Raw genomic sequence first — 17,338 nt, forward strand, 5'->3', positions numbered from 1 at the left:
GCAACACATAAAATGGCGTTAGCAAGAAATAAAAAATTAATCCAAGACTTCTCTAAAGTTACCATCTCATTGGCTTCTCCGGAATCAATCCTGGAGAGATCAAACGGAGAGGTGACTAAGCCTGAAACCATCAACTACAGAACTTACAAGCCAGAGATGGGCGGTTTGTTCTGCGAGCGGATCTTCGGGCCGGTGAAGGACTGGGAGTGCCACTGCGGTAAATACAAGAGAATCCGTTACAAAGGGATTATCTGTGACCGTTGCGGGGTTGAAGTAACTGAGAAAAAAGTGCGTCGCGAGCGCATGGGCCATATTGAACTGGTTGTACCGGTAGCACACATCTGGTACTTCAAGTCACTGCCAAACAAAATTGGTTATCTGCTGGGCTTACCAACCAAGAAGCTTGACCAGATCATCTATTATGAGCGGTACGTAGTTATCCAGCCAGGTATCTTGGGAGAGGACGGCGTAAACATGCTGGACTTCCTTACTGAGGATGAGTACCTGGACATGATTGATAAGCTGCCACGTGAGAACCAGATGTTGGACAACCATGATCCAAACAAGTTCATCGCGAAGATGGGAGCTGAGGCTCTTCAAATGCTATTGGAGCGCATCAACCTGGATGACCTTTCTTACGACCTGCGTTACTCTGCTGCTCATGAGACTTCTCAGCAGCGGAAAGCAGAAGCGTTGAAGCGTCTGCGCGTAGTAGAGGCTTTCCGTGATGCTGCAACCAGAATCGAGAACAAGCCTGAGTGGATGGTGATCCGCATGGTGCCTGTGATTCCACCGGAATTGCGTCCGTTGGTTCCGTTGGATGGTGGCCGTTTCGCTACCTCTGACTTGAACGACTTATACCGTCGCGTGATCATCCGTAACAACCGTCTGAAGCGTCTGATCGAGATCAAAGCGCCAGAGGTGATCCTGCGGAATGAGAAGCGTATGCTTCAGGAAGCAGTTGACTCCCTGTTCGACAACTCACGTAAAGTGAACGCTGTTCGTGCAGAAGGTAACCGTGCGCTGAAGTCACTTTCCGACATGCTGAAAGGTAAGCAAGGACGTTTCCGTCAGAACTTGCTGGGTAAGCGTGTGGATTATTCTGGTCGTTCCGTAATTGTGGTAGGTCCTGAACTGAAATTGCACGAGTGCGGTCTGCCTAAGAACATGGCGGCTGAGCTTTTCAAACCGTTCATCATCCGTAAGCTTATAGAGCGCGGTATCGTGAAAACGGTAAAATCTGCGAAGAAAATCGTGGATAGAAAAGACCCAGTTGTATGGGATATTTTGGAAAACGTGCTGAAAGGACACCCAGTTCTATTGAACCGTGCTCCTACGCTCCACAGATTAGGTATCCAGGCTTTCCAGCCGAAACTGATTGAAGGAAAAGCGATCCAGCTGCACCCGCTCGTTACAACTGCATTCAACGCCGACTTTGACGGTGACCAGATGGCGGTACACGTTCCTCTTGGACCGGCCGCAATCCTGGAAGCCTCTATGCTCATGTTGGCTTCGCACAACATCCTGAACCCTGCTAACGGTGCTCCAATTGCGGTACCTTCTCAGGACATGGTGTTGGGCTTATACTATGTAACCAAAGGCAAGCGCTCCACTGAGAACGAGAAAATCGCGGGGGAGGGAATGTCTTTCTACAGCGCTGAAGAAGTAATCATCGCCATCAATGAAGGCCGCTTATCTAAGCACGCTTTCATTAAGGTGCGTGTGAAAGTTCTGAACGATAACAACCAACTGGAGACTAAATTGATTGAGACCGTAGCCGGAAGGGTATTGTTCAACCAGTTTGTGCCAGAAGAGGTAGGTTACGTAGACGAACTTCTTTCTAAGAAGAAATTGCAGCAGATCATCTCCCGCGTGTTCAAAGTAACCGGTATGGCGAGAACTGCTCAGTTCCTGGATGACATCAAGACCCTGGGCTTCCAGTCTGCCTACAAAGGCGGTCTGTCCATGGGCTTGGGTGACATCGTGATCCCGAAAGAGAAAGATATCCTGGTAGAGCAGGCCAAGAAAGACGTGGACGCTGTTTGGGCGAACTACTCAATGGGTCTGATCACGGATAACGAGCGCTACAACCAGGTAATTGATATCTGGACGCGTATCAACAACCAGATCACCGAGACCCTGATGAACCGTCTTGAGAAAGATGATCAAGGTTTCAACTCCATCTTCATGATGATGCACTCCGGAGCCCGTGGTTCCAGAGAGCAGATCCGTCAGTTGGGTGGTATGCGGGGTCTGATGGCCAAGCCGCAGAAATCATTGCAAGGCTCAGTAGGGGAGATCATTGAAAACCCAATTCTTTCCAACTTCAAAGAAGGTCTGGATGTAATTGAGTACTTCATCTCTACCCACGGTGCACGTAAAGGTCTTGCCGATACAGCCTTGAAAACGGCGGATGCGGGTTACCTGACCCGTCGTTTAGTGGACGTTTCTCAGGATGTGATCGTAAACGAGTCTGACTGTGGTACGCTGCGTGGTCTTGAGGTTAGCGCCTTGAAAGACAATGAAGATATCGTGGAGTCTCTGTCTGAGCGTATCCTGGGTCGTGTGAACGTGCATGACATCATTGATCCGATCACCGGAGAGCTGATCCATGAGTCAGGAAACGAGATCACCGAAGAAGTAGCCAGAATCATTGAGAACTCGGCTATTGAAAGCGTGGAGATCCGTTCTGTGTTGACGTGTGAGACCAAGCGCGGTATTTGTGCTAAATGCTACGGACGTAACCTTTCTACTGGCCGTATGGTGCAGAAAGGGGAGGCTGTTGGGGTTATCGCAGCACAGTCTATTGGTGAGCCAGGTACTCAGTTGACACTTCGTACCTTCCACGTGGGTGGTACTGCGTCTAACATTGCGGTAGATGCAGCCATCCGTGCCAAATTCAACGGGGTGATCGAGTTCGAAGATGTTCGGACCATTGAAACCACCAATGCTGAAGGAGAAATGGTGAAGGTAGTAATGGGACGTTCAGGTGAGGTGAAGGTAGTAGAGCCAACTACAGGCAAACTGCTGATCAGTAACCACGTGCCTTACGGTTCATTCCTGTTGGTGAACGAGGGAGACACCGTTGCCAAAGGCGACGAGCTGTGTAACTGGGATCCATACAACGCGGTTATCCTTTCTGAGTTTGACGGTAACATCGTTTACGAATCCATTGTGGAGGGTATCACCTTCCGTGAGGAGTCTGATGAGCAGACCGGTCACCGTGAGAAAGTGATCATTGAGACTAAGGATAAGACCAAGAACCCTGCTATTGTCATCATGCCGGCCAACGGTGAGCCAAAAACCTACAACATTCCGGTAGGGGCCCACTTAACGGTAGAAGACGGACAGCAGATCAAGGCTGGTCAGATCATCTCCAAGATCCCACGCGCTATTGGTAAAACCCGCGACATTACGGGTGGTCTGCCACGTGTTACGGAACTTTTCGAGGCCCGTAACCCGTCTAACCCAGCAGTAGTAAGTGAGATTGACGGTGTGGTAACCTACGGAGGCGTGAAACGCGGTAACCGTGAGATCTACATTGAGTCTAAAGACGGTGTGAAGAAGAAGTACATGGTGCCTCTTTCCAAGCACATCCTGGTACAGGACAATGACTTTGTGCGTGCAGGTGTTCCGTTGTCAGACGGGGCCATCACACCAAACGATATCCTCAACATTCAAGGTCCAGGCGCCGTGCAGGAATACCTGGTGAACGAGATTCAGGAGGTATACCGTCTGCAAGGAGTGAAGATCAATGACAAGCACATTGAAGTAGTGGTTCGTCAGATGATGCAGAAAGTGAACGTGATCGACCCAGGTGATACCAGCTTCCTGGAGAACCAGACAGTTGACAAAGTAACGTTCATGGAAGAGAACGACATGATTATTGACATGAAAGTAGTGGAGGATGCAGGTGACTCAACCGCCATGAAACCAGGTATGATTGTGACGGCGCGTCGTCTCCGCGATGAGAACTCAAGCTTGAAGCGTAGAGACCTGCGTCTGGTAACCGTGCGTGATGCACAGCCGGCGGTGTCTAGACCAACCTTGCAAGGGATCACACAGGCTTCATTGGGTACGCAAAGCTTTATCTCGGCAGCATCCTTCCAGGAGACTACCAAGGTACTGAGCGAGGCGGCCATCAAAGGAAAAGCAGACGAATTACTGGGCTTGAAAGAGAACGTAATCGTGGGTCACTTAATCCCGGCTGGTACCGGTTTGCGCGAGTACTCCAAAATCATTGTTGGCTCCAAGGAAGAGTACGAAGCTCTTACTACCAGTAGACAATCAGGAGTGAAAGCAGCCAAACAAGGCGAACTGCAAGAGAAATAAAATGGCCGCAGCAGAACAACAAGGACAGATCAACATTGAGTTGACAGAGGAGATTGCCGAGGGCGAGTATGCAAACCTGGCCATGATCGCGCACTCCCACAGTGAATTCGTGATTGATTTTATCCGTCTGATGCCCGGGATCCCGAAGGCAAAAGTAAAGTCAAGAGTGGTGATTACTCCAGAGCATGCCAAGCGTTTCTTGGCTGCTTTGGAGGAAAACATCCTAAAGTATGAGCAAAGTTTTGGGGCCATAAAGCAGACGCCGGAAGCCCCAAGCTTTCCGCTCAATTTTGGGGGAACTATTGGCGAAGCATAAGCCGTTAATAATTAATGAATTAAAACTTTGAATTTGCAAAGTGAATTTTATACCTTTGCAAACCATTTTTTGAAGAGAGAAATCAGTTTAAAAAGTTAGTAAATGCCTACTATACAACAATTAGTAAGAAAGGGAAGAGAAGCGCTAACATCAAAGTCTAAGTCTCCAGCTCTTGACTCATGCCCGCAGAGACGTGGCGTGTGCACACGCGTTTACACAACCACACCTAAGAAGCCAAACTCAGCGATGAGAAAAGTGGCTCGTGTGCGTTTGACAAACGGCAAAGAAGTCAATGCCTACATCCCTGGTGAAGGCCACAACCTGCAAGAGCACTCCATCGTGCTAATCAGAGGTGGTCGTGTGAAAGACTTACCAGGTGTGAGATACCACATCATTCGTGGTGCATTAGATACTGCCGGTGTAAGTGGTCGTCTTCAGTCCCGTTCTAAATACGGAGCCAAACGTCCTAAACCAGGTCAGCCAGCAGCTGCAGCAGGAAAAGGCGGTAAGAAAAAATAATTGAGTTAAGACAATGAGAAAAGCGAAACCAAAGAAGAGAATTCTTCTTCCTGATCCTAAATACAAAGAAACTCTTGTTACCCGTTTTGTGAACTACCTGATGGTAGACGGTAAAAAGAGTGTGGCATACAGAATATTTTACGATGCTTGCGATTTAGTTGAGAAAAGAACTAAAGAGAACGGGTTAGAGACCTGGAAAAAAGCATTGAACAATATCATGCCAGGTGTAGAGGTAAAATCCCGCCGTGTAGGTGGTGCTACTTTCCAGGTGCCTACTGAGGTACGTCCGGACAGAAAGATTTCTCTTGGTATCAAATGGATGATCTCTTACGCTCGCAAGAGAGGTGAGAAGACCATGATGGATAAACTGGCTGGTGAGATCATCGCCGCTGCCAAAGGAGAAGGTGCTGCTGTGAAGAAGAAAGATGATACTCACAGAATGGCAGAAGCCAACAAGGCATTCTCGCATTTCAGATTCTAAGAATGGCTAGAGACTTAAAATTTACCAGAAACATAGGTATTGCCGCGCACATTGATGCCGGTAAGACCACAACTACAGAGCGTATCCTTTACTATGCCGGGGTTTCCCACAAGATAGGCGAGGTACACGATGGAGCTGCCACCATGGACTGGATGGAGCAGGAGCAGGAAAGAGGTATTACCATTACTTCTGCTGCTACTACTGTAAACTGGGACTACAGAGGTGACAAATACCACATCAACATCATTGATACCCCTGGTCACGTTGACTTCACCGTTGAGGTGAACCGTTCCCTGCGTGTATTGGATGGTCTGGTTTTCTTGTTTAGTGCGGTTGATGGTGTTGAACCACAGTCTGAGACTAACTGGAGACTTGCTGACAACTACAAAGTGGCCCGTATTGGTTTCGTTAACAAAATGGACCGTTCTGGTGCAGACTTCCTGCAGGTTTGTAAGCAAGTAAAAGAAATGCTGGGCAGCAACGCCGTAGCGCTTCAGTTACCAATTGGTGCTGAGGATGACTTCAAAGGAGTGGTTGACCTGGTAAACTTCAGAGGTATTGAGTGGAATGAGCACGACAAAGGGATGACCTTTAGAGAAGTTCCAATTCCAGACGATATGCTAGAAGAAGCCACTGAGTACCGGGAGAAATTACTGGAAGCAGTAGCTGACTACGATGAGTCTCTGATGGAAAAATACTTCGATGATCCTGAAACCATCACCGAAGATGAAATCATGAACGCCCTCCGTAAAGCAACCATTGACATGGCTATCGTGCCAATGCTTTGCGGTTCTTCTTTCAAAAACAAAGGTGTACAAACCATGCTTGACTACGTGATGGCTTTGATCCCATCACCTCTGGACAAGGAAAACATTGTTGGTACTAACCCAGATACAGGCGAAGAAGTTGTGCGTAAGCCAAGCGAAAGCGATCCTTTTGCAGGTCTTGCCTTCAAAATCGCTACTGACCCTTACGTAGGACGTCTTTGCTTCGTGAGAGCTTACTCAGGTGTGCTTGAGTCTGGTTCTTACGTGTATAACACACGTTCTAACAACAAAGAGCGTATCTCCCGTATTTTCCAGATGCACGCCAACAAGCAGAACCAAATCGAGAGATTGGCTGCTGGTGACATCGGGGCGGTAGTAGGCTTCAAAGACATCAAAACTGGTGATACCCTTTGCGACCAGAACGCGAAAATCGTGCTGGAATCAATGGACTTCCCAGAGCCAGTAATTGGCTACGCTATTGAGCCTAAAACGCAGGCTGACTCTGACAAAATGGGTATGGCTATCGCCAAACTTATTGAAGAAGATCCAACCTTGCAGGTGAACACAGATGAAGAAACCGGCCAAACCATCTTAAGAGGTATGGGCGAGCTTCACCTTGAGATCATCATTGACCGGATGAAGCGTGAGTTCAAGGTTGAATTGAACCAGGGTGCGCCTCAGGTTGCTTACAAAGAAACCATCACCAAGTCTATTGAACACCGTGAGGTTTACAAGAAGCAGTCTGGTGGACGCGGTAAATTCGCAGACATTGTATTCACAATGGGCCCACGTGAGGACGGTAAGACAGGTCTCGAGTTTGAGAACGCCATTGTAGGTGGTGTGATCCCAAGAGAATTCATTCCACCTGTTCAGAAAGGTTTTGAAGAAGCAATGAAGAATGGTATCCTGGCCGGTTTCCCGGTAGACTCCATGAAAGTTCGCTTGTTCCACGGATCTTTCCACGACGTTGACTCTGATGCCTTGTCATTTGAATTAGCAGCCCGTGCAGGTTTCAAAGAAGCTGGAAAGCAATGTGCTCCTAAACTTCTTGAGCCAATCATGGCCGTTGACGTGGTAACTCCTGATGAGTACACTGGTCCTGTTACTGGTGACTTGAACAGAAGAAGGGGTATCATGAAAGGTATGGATACTAAAGGTACCTCTACCGTAGTGAAAGCCGATGTTCCTTTATCAGAACTGTTTGGTTACGTGACAGACCTCCGTACCATCACTTCAGGTAGAGCAACTGCTTCTCTTACTTTCTCTCATTATGAGCAAGTACCGCAGAACTTGGCAGATGGCATTGTGGCAAAAATTAAAGGGACTTCGAAATAGTTGAAATAGAATGAATCAAAAGATCAGAATCAAACTGAAATCTTACGATCACAATCTGGTTGATAAATCATCAGAGAAAATCGTGAAAGCGGTAAAAGCAACTGGTGCGATCGTGAGTGGCCCAATTCCTTTGCCAACCGAAAAAGATATCTTCACTGTACTTCGTTCACCGCACGTGAACAAGAAAGCAAGAGAGCAATTCCAACTTTGCACCTATAAGAGATTAGTAGATATCTATTCTACTTCTTCTAAAACGGTAGACGCATTGATGAAACTTGAGTTACCAAGTGGCGTTGATGTTGAAATCAAAGTTTGATAAGCAACACTCAATATAAAAGGGAGAGGGTAACCTCTCCCTTTTTTTGTGCCGCAAAGGCAAATCTGTTTCAGACTTATTTCCTGGAAAATGCTCCAGATACGGACAACAGATAGAAAAGAAGTAAAACAAGGAGAGGGAAGGAGCGTTTTGCGCCTGTTTTTGTGAAATAAGGCCCAAAACGGCTATGTGCCTGGAATCATTTGCGGAGAAGGAAAGTTAACCCCTTACTTATGAGCAACCTAAGGGAAAGTACTAAGAGGAGAAATACCTTAGTATCTGAAAACAAATAATTTAGGATAGCTTGTAAAAATAAAATTAAATATAGAACTTTGCACTCCCGAAAATAGACCCTATTACGGGATGTTAATTTTAATTGTTTAAATAAAAAAGTAGAATGCCTGGAATTATCGGTAAGAAAATCGGAATGACAAGCCTCTTCACTCCTGAAGGGAAGAGCGTGGCCTGTACTTTGATTCAAGCAGGACCATGCGTAGTAACTCAGGTTAAGACGCAGGAAACAGACGGCTACACCGCCGTTCAGCTTGGGTACGGAGAGAAGAAGGTAAAAAGAGTAAGCAAAGCGCTTGCCGGACACTTCGCGAAAGCTAACACCACTGCTAAGAAGAAATTAGTAGAGTTTAGATTAGACGATGTTGCCTCTTTCTCCCTGGGAGATACAGTAGATGTAAACCTTTTTGAAGAAAACGAATTCGTTGACGTAGTTGGTACTTCAAAAGGTAAAGGTTTCCAAGGGGTAGTGAAACGCTACAACTTCAGTGGTGTTGGCGGGCAGACCCACGGTCAGCACAACAGAGCAAGACACCCCGGTTCTATTGGAGCCTGCTCATGGCCATCACGTGTATTCAAAGGAATGCGCATGGCCGGTAGAATGGGTGGCGACCGCGTGAAGGTTCAAAACCTGCGCGTATTACGCATCCTGCCTGAGCAAAATTTACTAGTAGTTAGCGGATCTATCCCGGGCGCTAAAAATTCATTTATTGTAGTTGAGAAATAAGATGGAGCTATCAGTTTTCAATAGTAAAGGCGAAGATACCGGAAGGAAAGTAACCCTTCCTGCATCTGTGTTTGGGGTTGAGCCTAATGAACACGCCATGTATCTGGATGTTAAGCAGTACTTAGCTAACCAACGTCAAGGTACTCACAAATCAAAAGAGCGTGCCGAAGTAGCTGGTTCAACCAAAAAGATCAAACGTCAAAAGGGTACTGGTGGAGCTAGAGCTGGCTCTTTGAAATCACCAGTTTTCGTAGGCGGTGGTCGTGTATTCGGACCTAAACCAAGAAACTATAGCTTCAAATTGAACAAGAAGTTGAAGTCTTTAGCCAGACTTTCTGCTCTTTCTCAATTGGCGAAAGATGAGCGTTTGGTGTTAGTGGATAACATCACCATTGATACTCCAAAAACAAAGACGTTTGCAGCTATCCTGCAAGGTTTGAAAGTGGGAGAAAGAAAAACGTTGATCGTTACCAAAGAAGCTGATACCAATGTGGTTCTGTCAAGCAGAAACCTTTCAAAGGTAAAAGTAGCTACTCCTGGTGCTTTGACAACATATGACTTGTTGAACGCAGACAAAGTAGTTTGTTTAGAGGAATCTCTTTCTGTTTTTGAAGAAATTTACACATCGAAATAATGAGTATCCTAAAAAGACCATTATTGACTGAGAAGCTTACCGCTTTGAACGAAGTAGGTAAATATGCTTTTGAGGTTGATAGAAAAGCAAATAAGATTGAGATCAAGAAAGCGATCCAATCACGTTACGGTGTAACGGTAGAGAAAATCTCTACCATGAGAACCCAAGGTAAATTGAAGTCTCGCAACACCAAGTCTGGTGTTGTAACCGGACGTACAGTATCCTCTAAGAAGGCGATTGTTACTTTGAAAGCAGGGGAAGTAATCGATTTCTATAGCGGAATATAAGCAAATAATAGAATGGCATTAAAAAAACTAAGACCGACAACACCAGGTCAAAGATTTAGAGTAGCGCCTGCCTTCACTGAAATCACGAAGAGCGAGCCAGAGAAATCTTTGTTGGCATCCAAGAAAAAATCTGGTGGACGCAACGACGACGGAAAGATGACCATGCGCTACATTGGCGGCGGTCACAAAAAGAAATTCCGTATCATCGATTTCAAAAGAACCAAATATGGGGTTCCAGCAACGGTAAAAGCAATTGAGTACGATCCAAACAGAACAGCACGCATTGCCTTGCTGTACTACGCAGATGGTGAGAAAGCTTATATCATTGCTCCTGCAGGCTTGGCTGTAGATGCTACTGTAGTATCAGGTCCTGGAGTGGCGCCAGAGGTAGGTAACGCGTTACCACTTTCTGACATTCCACTAGGTACCATTGTACATAACATTGAGTTAGCTCCTGGCCAGGGAGCGGTTTTGGCAAGAAGTGCAGGTTCTTACGCACAGCTTGTTGCCCGTGAAGGCCGTTACGCTACCTTGAAATTACCTTCCGGCGAAATGAGAATGGTGCTGGTTAACTGTATGGCTACAGTTGGTACCGTTTCTAACGCTGACCACATGAACGTGAAGCTTGGTAAAGCCGGACGTAGCAGATGGATGGGTATCAGACCAAGAGTGAGAGGTGTTGCCATGAACCCTGTAGATCACCCAATGGGCGGTGGTGAAGGTAAGTCATCAGGTGGTCACCCAAGATCACGCAAAGGTCTATACGCTAAAGGTAAGAAGACCAGAAACAAAAATAAATTCTCCGAGAACCTGATTGTTAATAGAAGGAAGAAATAAGTAATGGCAAGATCATTAAAAAAAGGGCCTTATATTGACTACAGGCTCGATAGAAAAGTGCAGACAATGGATGAGTCTGGAAAGAAAGCGGTGATCAAGACCTGGTCACGCCGTTCTATGATCTCTCCAGATTTCGTAGGCCATACGTTTGCAGTACACAACGGTAATAAGTTCATCCCGGTGTATGTAACGGAGAACATGGTGGGTCACAAATTAGGTGAATTTGCTCCTACCAGAAACTTCAGAGGCCATATTGCTAAGAAAGATAAAGGTAAAAGATAATGGAAGCGGTAGCTAAATTAAACAATGTACCAAGCTCACCGCGTAAGATGAGATTGGTAGCGAACTTAATCCGTGGTAAAAGAGTTACCCAAGCATTAGGTTTACTTAAATTCACTGCTAATTCCGGCGCTCCTAAATTGGAGAAACTTCTTTTGTCTGCCTTATCTAACTGGCAAGCAGCTAACGAAGATGCCCGCATTGAAGATGCTAATCTATATATTAAAGAGATTAGAGTAGATGAAGGAAAGATGCTGAAGCGTCTGCGTCCTGCTCCTCAGGGTCGTGGCCACAGAATCAGAAAAAGATCTAACCACGTAACACTTGTGATTGATTCTAAAGTGGAAGTGGAGACAGTTGAAACATCTACCTCTAACGAAGCCAAATAGTTAAAATGGGACAAAAAGTTAATCCAGTAGGCCTAAGACTAGGTATTGTTAAAGGCTGGGACTCTAATTGGTTCGGAGGAAAGGATTTCGCTGATAAGCTGATCGAAGACGAGAAGATCCGTAAATACATCCTTGCCCGTATTCCAAAAGGAGGTATTTCCAAAATCATCATCGAAAGAACTCTTAAGAGAATCACTATCACCATCAACACTGCCCGTCCAGGTGTGGTAATTGGAAAAGGTGGTCAAGAGGTTGATAAAATCAAAGAAGAGCTGAAGAAAATCACCAGCAAAGATGTTCAGATCAACATCTTTGAAATTAAGCGTCCTGAACTGGATGCCAAATTGGTAGGTGAATCAGTTGCCCAACAATTGCAAGCGCGTATCTCTTTCAGAAGAGCTATGAAACAAGCAATTGCTTCTGCCATCAGAGTAGGTGCAGAAGGTATCAAAATCCAAGTATCTGGTCGTTTAGGTGGTGCCGAGATGGCCCGTACTGAGCACTACAAAGAAGGACGTACTCCTTTGCATACTTTGCGTGCTGATATTGACTATGCCTTATCAGAAGCCCAGACCGTGTACGGTAAACTGGGTATCAAAGTGTGGATCTTCAAAGGAGAAGTATTCGGTAAGCGTGACTTATCTCCTAACGCTGGTCAACAAAGTGGTGGTCAATCTGCCGGTCCTCGCAACGAAAGAGGCGAGAGAGGTAATGACCGCGGCGATCGCAGAGACAACAACCGCAACAAGCGTCCTGCAGATGCCAACCAAAAGCGTGGTGGTGACAATAGACCAAAGCGCAAGTAGTTGTTCAATTTTTAGGAATTTAAGAAATGTTACAGCCAAAACGGACCAAATATAGAAAGATGCAAAAAGGCCGGGTTACCGGTCTTGCGCACAGAGGAAGCACAATCTCCTTTGGTTCTTTCGCCATCAAATCATTAGAAGCCTCTTGGATTACAGCCCGTCAAATTGAAGCTGCTCGTATCGCTATGACACGTGCCATGAAACGGGAAGGCCAAGTATGGATTCGTATTTTCCCTGACAAACCTATCACCAAGAAGCCTGCAGAGGTTCGGATGGGTAAGGGCAAAGGATCTCCAGAATACTGGGTAGCTGTGGTTAAACCAGGTACCATCATGTTTGAATCTGATGGAGTGTCGCTAGAAGTAGCTCAAGAGTCTTTACGACTGGCTGCTCAAAAGCTACCAGTGAGAACTAAATTTGTAGTACGTAGAGATTACGTTGAGAAATAGTCATGAAGCAATCTGAAATCAAAGCTCTTTCACTCAATGAAGTGAAAGAGCAACTTACAACAGAGAGAAACAACCTGGTGAACTTGCAGTTTGCTCATGCTATCTCTCCGCTTGAGAATCCATCAAGAATTAAGCTTACAAGAAAAACCATCGCCAGGCTGGAGACGCAACTGCGCTCTCTGGAACTCAATGGCTAAGATAAAAAACCATGGAGACGAGAAATCTAAGAAAAGAAAAAACTGGACGCGTGGTAAGTAACAAGATGGATAAGTCCATCACTGTTATTGTAGAAAGCAAAGTGAAACACCCAATCTATGGGAAATTTGTTTCCAAGTCCAAGAAGTTCATGGCCCATGATGAGAACAACGAGTGCGGTATCGGTGATACAGTACGCATCATGGAAACCAGACCATTGAGCAAGAACAAGAATTGGCGCTTAATTGAAATCGTAGAAAGAGCTAAATAAAATGATACAACAAGAATCGAGACTTACTGTTGCTGATAACAGCGGAGCAAAAGAGGTTCTAGTCATCCGTGTATTGGGTGGAACTGGAAAAAAATACGCCTCTGTTGGTGATAAAATTGTTGTTACCGTAAAATCTGCTCTTTCCTCAGGAAACGTAAAAAAAGGAACTGTTCACAAAGCTGTGATTGTTCGCACCAAGAAAGAAGTTCGTCGTAAAGACGGTTCTTATATTCGTTTTGATGATAACGCTGCGGTGTTATTGAACAACAACGATGAGCCACGTGGTACACGTATTTTTGGGCCAGTTGCCCGTGAGTTACGTGAAAGACAGTTTATGAAAATTGTTTCTTTGGCTCCTGAAGTAATCTAAACACGAGAAGAGAAAACAAGATGTCAAAGCATAAACTTCATGTGAAGAAAGGCGACACTGTAAAAGTGATCGCTGGTGATGATAAAGGCAAAACAGGAACAGTTACTTCTGTGCTTACTGATAAGCAAAAAGTAGTGGTTGAAGGTTTGAACCTGGTATCTAAGCACCAAAAGCCAAGCGCTAAAAACCCTAACGGTGGTATTGTGAAATTAGAAGCTCCTATTCATGCCAGCAATGTGCAGTTAGTAGAGCCTGCTACAAATGTTGCCACTAGAACCGGTAAGAAGCTTAACGATGATGGAAAGCTTCAACGTTATTCCAAAAAATCTGGAAATTTAATCTAACATGGCAGCTAGACTAAAAGATAAGTATTCAAAAGAGATTGTGCCTGCATTGAAAGAGAAATTTCAATACAAGAGCATAATGCAAGTGCCTAAGATTACCAAAATCTCTATTAACAGAGGTATTGGTAATGCGGTGGCAGATAAGAAACTGGTTGACATTGGAGTTGATGAACTTACCATCATTGCAGGTCAGAAAGCGGTTCAAACCAAAGCTAAAAATTCTATCTCTAACTTCAAGTTGAGAGAAGGTATGCCAATTGGTGCCCGTGTGACATTGCGTGGTGAGAAAATGTACGAGTTCCTTGACCGTTTGGTAACGATCGCCCTTCCAAGGGTACGTGACTTCAAAGGTATCAGCGACAAAGGTTTTGACGGCCGCGGAAACTACACCTTAGGGGTTAAAGAGCAAATCATCTTCCCTGAAATCAGCATTGACAAGATCAAGTCTATTGCTGGTATGGATATTACCTTCGTGACTACCGCTTCTACAGATGAAGAAAGCCTGGAGTTATTGAAAGGATTTGGTTTACCGTTCGCATCATTAAAGAAATAAGGAAATGGCTAAAGAATCAGCGAAAGCAAGAGAGCTCAAGAGACAAAAGCTAGTTGCCAAGTTTGCAGCTAAAAGAGCTCAGTTAAAAGCTGCTGGCGATTATGAAGCTCTAGATAAGTTGCCTAAAAACGCTTCTCCAGTACGGTTACACAACAGATGTAAATTAACCGGAAGACCAAGAGGCTATATGCGTAAGTTTGGCATCTCTCGTGTTACCTTCAGAGAGATGGCTTCTGCCGGCAAGATTCCTGGAGTAACGAAGGCTAGTTGGTAATTATTACTCCTATCATTATTATAGTTAGGAAAACATTAGTATCTTTGCGGCTCCTTAAAAAGAGCGGAATCTAAAATTATAGTCTAATGCATTCAGATCCGATAGCAGATTATTTAACTAGACTACGGAATGCCATCAAGGCAAATCACCGTGTAGTTGAAATTCCGGCTAGCAAAATAAAAAAGGAATTAACCAAGGTTCTTTACGAGAAAGGTTATATTCAGAGTTACAAGTTCGATGATAGTTCAGTTCAAGGTTCAATCAAGATTGCCTTGAAGTATGATCCAGCTACCAAGCAGTCTGCTATCGTGAAACTTGAGAGAGTCAGTAAGCCGGGACTCCGTAAGTATGTGCATCTAGATGAGATGCCACGTGTGTTGAACGGGTATGGCGTTGCCATCCTTTCAACCTCAAAAGGTGTTATCACTGACAAAGAGGCCAAAGGCCTTAATGTAGGTGGTGAAGTATTATGTTACGTGTATTAATCAGGAAGAAATGTCGCGGATAGGAAAACTGCCAATCACACTCCCACAAGGTGTAGAGGTGTTGGTTAACCAGGATAATCTGGTTACAGTGAAAGGGCCTAAAGGAACTCTTTCTTCACAAGTTGATACGGACATAACTGTTGCTATTGAGGATGGTGTACTTACTGTTACACGTCCAACAGAGCAAAAGAGACACAAAGCACTTCATGGTTTGTACCGTTCTATCATCAATAACATGGTTGTTGGTGTGAGCACAGGCTACAAGCTTTCTTTGGAATTGGTAGGGGTAGGTTTCAAAGCCACTACTGTAGGCCAGAACTTGGAACTTGCTTTAGGTTACTCACATAACATTTACGTTGGTTTGCCTCCTGAGATTTCTGCAGTAGCAGTAACTGAAAAAGGTAAAGCTCCTGTGATCACCTTAGAAGGAATTGATAAGCAGTTGATTGGTCAGGTAGCTGCCAAAATCCGCTCGTTACGTAAAGTTGAGCCTTACAAAGGCAAAGGTATTCGTTTCGTGGGTGAGGTTGTTAGAAGAAAAGCTGGTAAAACTGCTTCTAAATAAGAAAGAAAATGGCATTCGATAAAGCAAAAAGAAGACTGAGAATTCGTCGCAGCATCCGTAACAAGGTGTCTGGAACTGCTCAGCGTCCCCGTCTGTCTGTCTTCAGAAGCAATAAGTTTATTTATGCGCAGCTGATTGATGATGTGAATGGTGTTACATTAGCAAGTTCTTCATCTTCTGTAAATGAAGGCGCTGCCGCTTCAACCAAGAGTGAATCTTCTTCTGTGGTTGGACGTGACATTGCAGCTAAAGCTTTGGCGCAAGGTATCACTGAAGTTGTTTTCGACAGAGGTGGTTACCTGTACCATGGTCGTGTTAAATCATTAGCAGAAGGGGCTCGTGAAGCGGGTCTAAAATTCTAAGAACATGTCTAAATTAAATATCAGAAGCATAAAAGCGAGCGAAATCGAGCTGAAAGAGCGCGTAGTAGCTATCAACCGCGTTGCTAAAGTTGTGAAAGGTGGTAGAAGATTCAGTTTCTCTGCCATCGTAGTAGTAGGTGACGGTAATGGTGTTGTTGGATACGGCTTAGGTAAGGCGAACGAGGTAACCGATGCTATTGCAAAGGGTATTGATGATGCCAAGAAAAACTTGGTTCGTGTTCCTTTGTTCAAGCACACTGTACCCCATCCAATGGAAGGCAAATTCTCTGGTGGTTTCGTATTGATCAAGCCAGCTGCAGCAGGTACCGGTATTATTGCCGGTGGTGCAATGCGTGCCGTATTTGACAGTGCTGGAATCAGAGACGTATTAGCTAAGTCAAAAGGTTCTTCTAACCCACATAACGTGGTAAAAGCAACTTTTGATGCGCTTTCTAAAATGCGTGATCCTTTGGTTGTTGCTCAGCAACGTGGAATCAGTTTACAACGTGTTTTCAACGGGTAATTATGGCAAGTGTAGAAATCACCCAGATCCAAAGTATTATTGACCGTCCTGAAAGACAAAAAAGAACCATGAAGGCTCTTGGTCTTGGCAAAATCAATAAGACTGTAACGAAAGAGTTAACCCCTCAGATTGCAGGTATGGTTAACAGCATCCAACATTTAGTATCGGTTAAGGAGGTTTAAGAATGAACTTAAGTAATTTAAAGCCTGCTGAAGGTTCTACCAAGAACCGGAAGAGAATTGGTCGCGGTACCGGTTCTGGTAGAGGTGGTACCTCTACCCGTGGACATAAAGGAGCAAAATCTCGCTCAGGATATTCATCTAAAGCAGGTTTTGAAGGCGGTCAGATGCCTTTAGTACGCCGTGTGCCTAAATTCGGTTTCAAAAACATCAACCGTGTTGAGTTCACTGCTGTTAACCTTGATGTTCTCCAAAACTTAGCTTCTAAATCTGGATCTACTGTTATTGACTTCGCTGCCTTCCGTAACAACGGGTTAGCTTCTAAGAATGATAACATCAAAGTTCTTGGAAGAGGCGAAATAACTACTGCTATTGAAGTGCACGCGCATGCGTTCTCTCAGAGTGCAGTAGAAGCTATTGAAAAAGCAGGCGGCAAGGTTGTGACTCTGTAA

The 17,338-nt window shown here is 45.0% G+C and carries 26 protein-coding genes; all 26 read left to right on the top strand.

What is annotated here, in order from left to right:
• Window positions 1–12 precede the first annotated feature (12 nt).
• Window positions 13–4,332 (top strand): DNA-directed RNA polymerase subunit beta', encoded by a 4,320-nt coding sequence (rpoC, locus tag FOA19_RS17630; RefSeq protein WP_149092177.1) that lies wholly within the window; start codon window positions 13–15, stop codon window positions 4,330–4,332.
• Window position 4,333: 1 nt separating this feature from the next.
• Window positions 4,334–4,648 carry a DUF3467 domain-containing protein gene (locus FOA19_RS17635; protein ID WP_149092178.1) on the top strand — a complete coding sequence of 105 codons (315 nt, stop codon included), beginning with the start codon at window positions 4,334–4,336 and terminating at the stop codon, window positions 4,646–4,648.
• Window positions 4,649–4,750: 102 nt separating this feature from the next.
• Window positions 4,751–5,167, top strand: coding sequence for a 30S ribosomal protein S12 (gene rpsL / locus FOA19_RS17640; RefSeq protein WP_149092179.1), 417 nt, complete (start codon window positions 4,751–4,753; stop codon window positions 5,165–5,167).
• 13 nt (window positions 5,168–5,180) lie between these two features.
• On the top strand, window positions 5,181–5,648 hold the full coding sequence (gene rpsG / locus FOA19_RS17645; RefSeq protein ID WP_149092180.1) for a 30S ribosomal protein S7: 468 nt from the start codon (window positions 5,181–5,183) through the stop codon (window positions 5,646–5,648).
• Between the two features lie 2 nt (window positions 5,649–5,650).
• The gene (gene fusA, locus FOA19_RS17650; RefSeq protein ID WP_149092181.1) at window positions 5,651–7,750 is read left to right on the top strand and encodes an elongation factor G; all 2,100 of its coding nucleotides are present in this window, start codon (window positions 5,651–5,653) and stop codon (window positions 7,748–7,750) included.
• 10 nt (window positions 7,751–7,760) lie between these two features.
• Window positions 7,761–8,066 (top strand): 30S ribosomal protein S10, encoded by a 306-nt coding sequence (gene rpsJ, locus FOA19_RS17655; protein ID WP_048919298.1) that lies wholly within the window; start codon window positions 7,761–7,763, stop codon window positions 8,064–8,066.
• Between the two features lie 397 nt (window positions 8,067–8,463).
• Complete coding sequence (gene rplC / locus FOA19_RS17660; RefSeq protein WP_149092182.1) at window positions 8,464–9,084, top strand: 50S ribosomal protein L3; 621 nt, start codon at window positions 8,464–8,466, stop codon at window positions 9,082–9,084.
• Between the two features lies 1 nt (window position 9,085).
• The gene (rplD, locus tag FOA19_RS17665; protein WP_123127729.1) at window positions 9,086–9,718 is read left to right on the top strand and encodes a 50S ribosomal protein L4; all 633 of its coding nucleotides are present in this window, start codon (window positions 9,086–9,088) and stop codon (window positions 9,716–9,718) included.
• Entirely contained in the window at window positions 9,718–10,005 is a 288-nt protein-coding gene (gene rplW / locus FOA19_RS17670) for a 50S ribosomal protein L23 (protein ID WP_123127728.1), read from the top strand. Before rplD ends, rplW begins: the two co-directional genes overlap by 1 nt.
• Before the next feature lie 12 nt (window positions 10,006–10,017).
• Window positions 10,018–10,842: a 50S ribosomal protein L2 gene (rplB, locus tag FOA19_RS17675; protein WP_149092183.1), complete on the top strand. Its 825-nt coding sequence runs from the start codon at window positions 10,018–10,020 to the stop codon at window positions 10,840–10,842.
• A 3-nt stretch (window positions 10,843–10,845) separates the two neighbouring features.
• The gene (gene rpsS, locus FOA19_RS17680; RefSeq protein WP_048919303.1) at window positions 10,846–11,124 is read left to right on the top strand and encodes a 30S ribosomal protein S19; all 279 of its coding nucleotides are present in this window, start codon (window positions 10,846–10,848) and stop codon (window positions 11,122–11,124) included.
• Window positions 11,124–11,510, top strand: coding sequence for a 50S ribosomal protein L22 (gene rplV / locus FOA19_RS17685; protein ID WP_149092184.1), 387 nt, complete (start codon window positions 11,124–11,126; stop codon window positions 11,508–11,510). Before rpsS ends, rplV begins: the two co-directional genes overlap by 1 nt.
• A gap of 5 nt (window positions 11,511–11,515) precedes the next feature.
• A complete protein-coding gene (gene rpsC / locus FOA19_RS17690; protein ID WP_149092185.1) occupies window positions 11,516–12,316 on the top strand; it encodes a 30S ribosomal protein S3 in 801 nt (266 codons plus the stop codon).
• A gap of 26 nt (window positions 12,317–12,342) precedes the next feature.
• A complete protein-coding gene (gene rplP, locus FOA19_RS17695; protein WP_062543985.1) occupies window positions 12,343–12,765 on the top strand; it encodes a 50S ribosomal protein L16 in 423 nt (140 codons plus the stop codon).
• 2 nt (window positions 12,766–12,767) lie between these two features.
• Entirely contained in the window at window positions 12,768–12,962 is a 195-nt protein-coding gene (gene rpmC / locus FOA19_RS17700) for a 50S ribosomal protein L29 (protein WP_062543986.1), read from the top strand.
• Between the two features lie 11 nt (window positions 12,963–12,973).
• The gene (gene rpsQ / locus FOA19_RS17705) at window positions 12,974–13,231 is read left to right on the top strand and encodes a 30S ribosomal protein S17 (RefSeq protein ID WP_149092186.1); all 258 of its coding nucleotides are present in this window, start codon (window positions 12,974–12,976) and stop codon (window positions 13,229–13,231) included.
• 1 nt (window position 13,232) lies between these two features.
• Window positions 13,233–13,601, top strand: a complete 369-nt coding sequence (gene rplN / locus FOA19_RS17710) for a 50S ribosomal protein L14 (RefSeq protein ID WP_062543988.1) — start codon at window positions 13,233–13,235, stop codon at window positions 13,599–13,601.
• Between the two features lie 20 nt (window positions 13,602–13,621).
• Entirely contained in the window at window positions 13,622–13,945 is a 324-nt protein-coding gene (gene rplX / locus FOA19_RS17715) for a 50S ribosomal protein L24 (RefSeq protein WP_149092187.1), read from the top strand.
• 1 nt (window position 13,946) lies between these two features.
• Window positions 13,947–14,498 (top strand): 50S ribosomal protein L5, encoded by a 552-nt coding sequence (gene rplE, locus FOA19_RS17720; RefSeq protein WP_149092188.1) that lies wholly within the window; start codon window positions 13,947–13,949, stop codon window positions 14,496–14,498.
• A 4-nt stretch (window positions 14,499–14,502) separates the two neighbouring features.
• Entirely contained in the window at window positions 14,503–14,772 is a 270-nt protein-coding gene (gene rpsN / locus FOA19_RS17725) for a 30S ribosomal protein S14 (protein ID WP_149092189.1), read from the top strand.
• Window positions 14,773–14,858: 86 nt separating this feature from the next.
• Window positions 14,859–15,257 (top strand): 30S ribosomal protein S8, encoded by a 399-nt coding sequence (gene rpsH / locus FOA19_RS17730; protein ID WP_123127719.1) that lies wholly within the window; start codon window positions 14,859–14,861, stop codon window positions 15,255–15,257.
• Between the two features lie 10 nt (window positions 15,258–15,267).
• The gene (rplF, locus tag FOA19_RS17735) at window positions 15,268–15,822 is read left to right on the top strand and encodes a 50S ribosomal protein L6 (protein ID WP_149092190.1); all 555 of its coding nucleotides are present in this window, start codon (window positions 15,268–15,270) and stop codon (window positions 15,820–15,822) included.
• An 8-nt stretch (window positions 15,823–15,830) separates the two neighbouring features.
• Entirely contained in the window at window positions 15,831–16,184 is a 354-nt protein-coding gene (rplR, locus tag FOA19_RS17740) for a 50S ribosomal protein L18 (RefSeq protein WP_149092191.1), read from the top strand.
• A gap of 4 nt (window positions 16,185–16,188) precedes the next feature.
• The gene (rpsE, locus tag FOA19_RS17745) at window positions 16,189–16,707 is read left to right on the top strand and encodes a 30S ribosomal protein S5 (protein ID WP_149092192.1); all 519 of its coding nucleotides are present in this window, start codon (window positions 16,189–16,191) and stop codon (window positions 16,705–16,707) included.
• A 2-nt stretch (window positions 16,708–16,709) separates the two neighbouring features.
• The gene (rpmD, locus tag FOA19_RS17750; RefSeq protein WP_149092193.1) at window positions 16,710–16,889 is read left to right on the top strand and encodes a 50S ribosomal protein L30; all 180 of its coding nucleotides are present in this window, start codon (window positions 16,710–16,712) and stop codon (window positions 16,887–16,889) included.
• Window positions 16,890–16,891: 2 nt separating this feature from the next.
• The gene (gene rplO / locus FOA19_RS17755; protein ID WP_149092194.1) at window positions 16,892–17,338 is read left to right on the top strand and encodes a 50S ribosomal protein L15; all 447 of its coding nucleotides are present in this window, start codon (window positions 16,892–16,894) and stop codon (window positions 17,336–17,338) included.

Source organism: Rufibacter hautae (assembly GCF_008271695.1).
Classification (GTDB): domain Bacteria; phylum Bacteroidota; class Bacteroidia; order Cytophagales; family Hymenobacteraceae; genus Nibribacter; species Nibribacter hautae.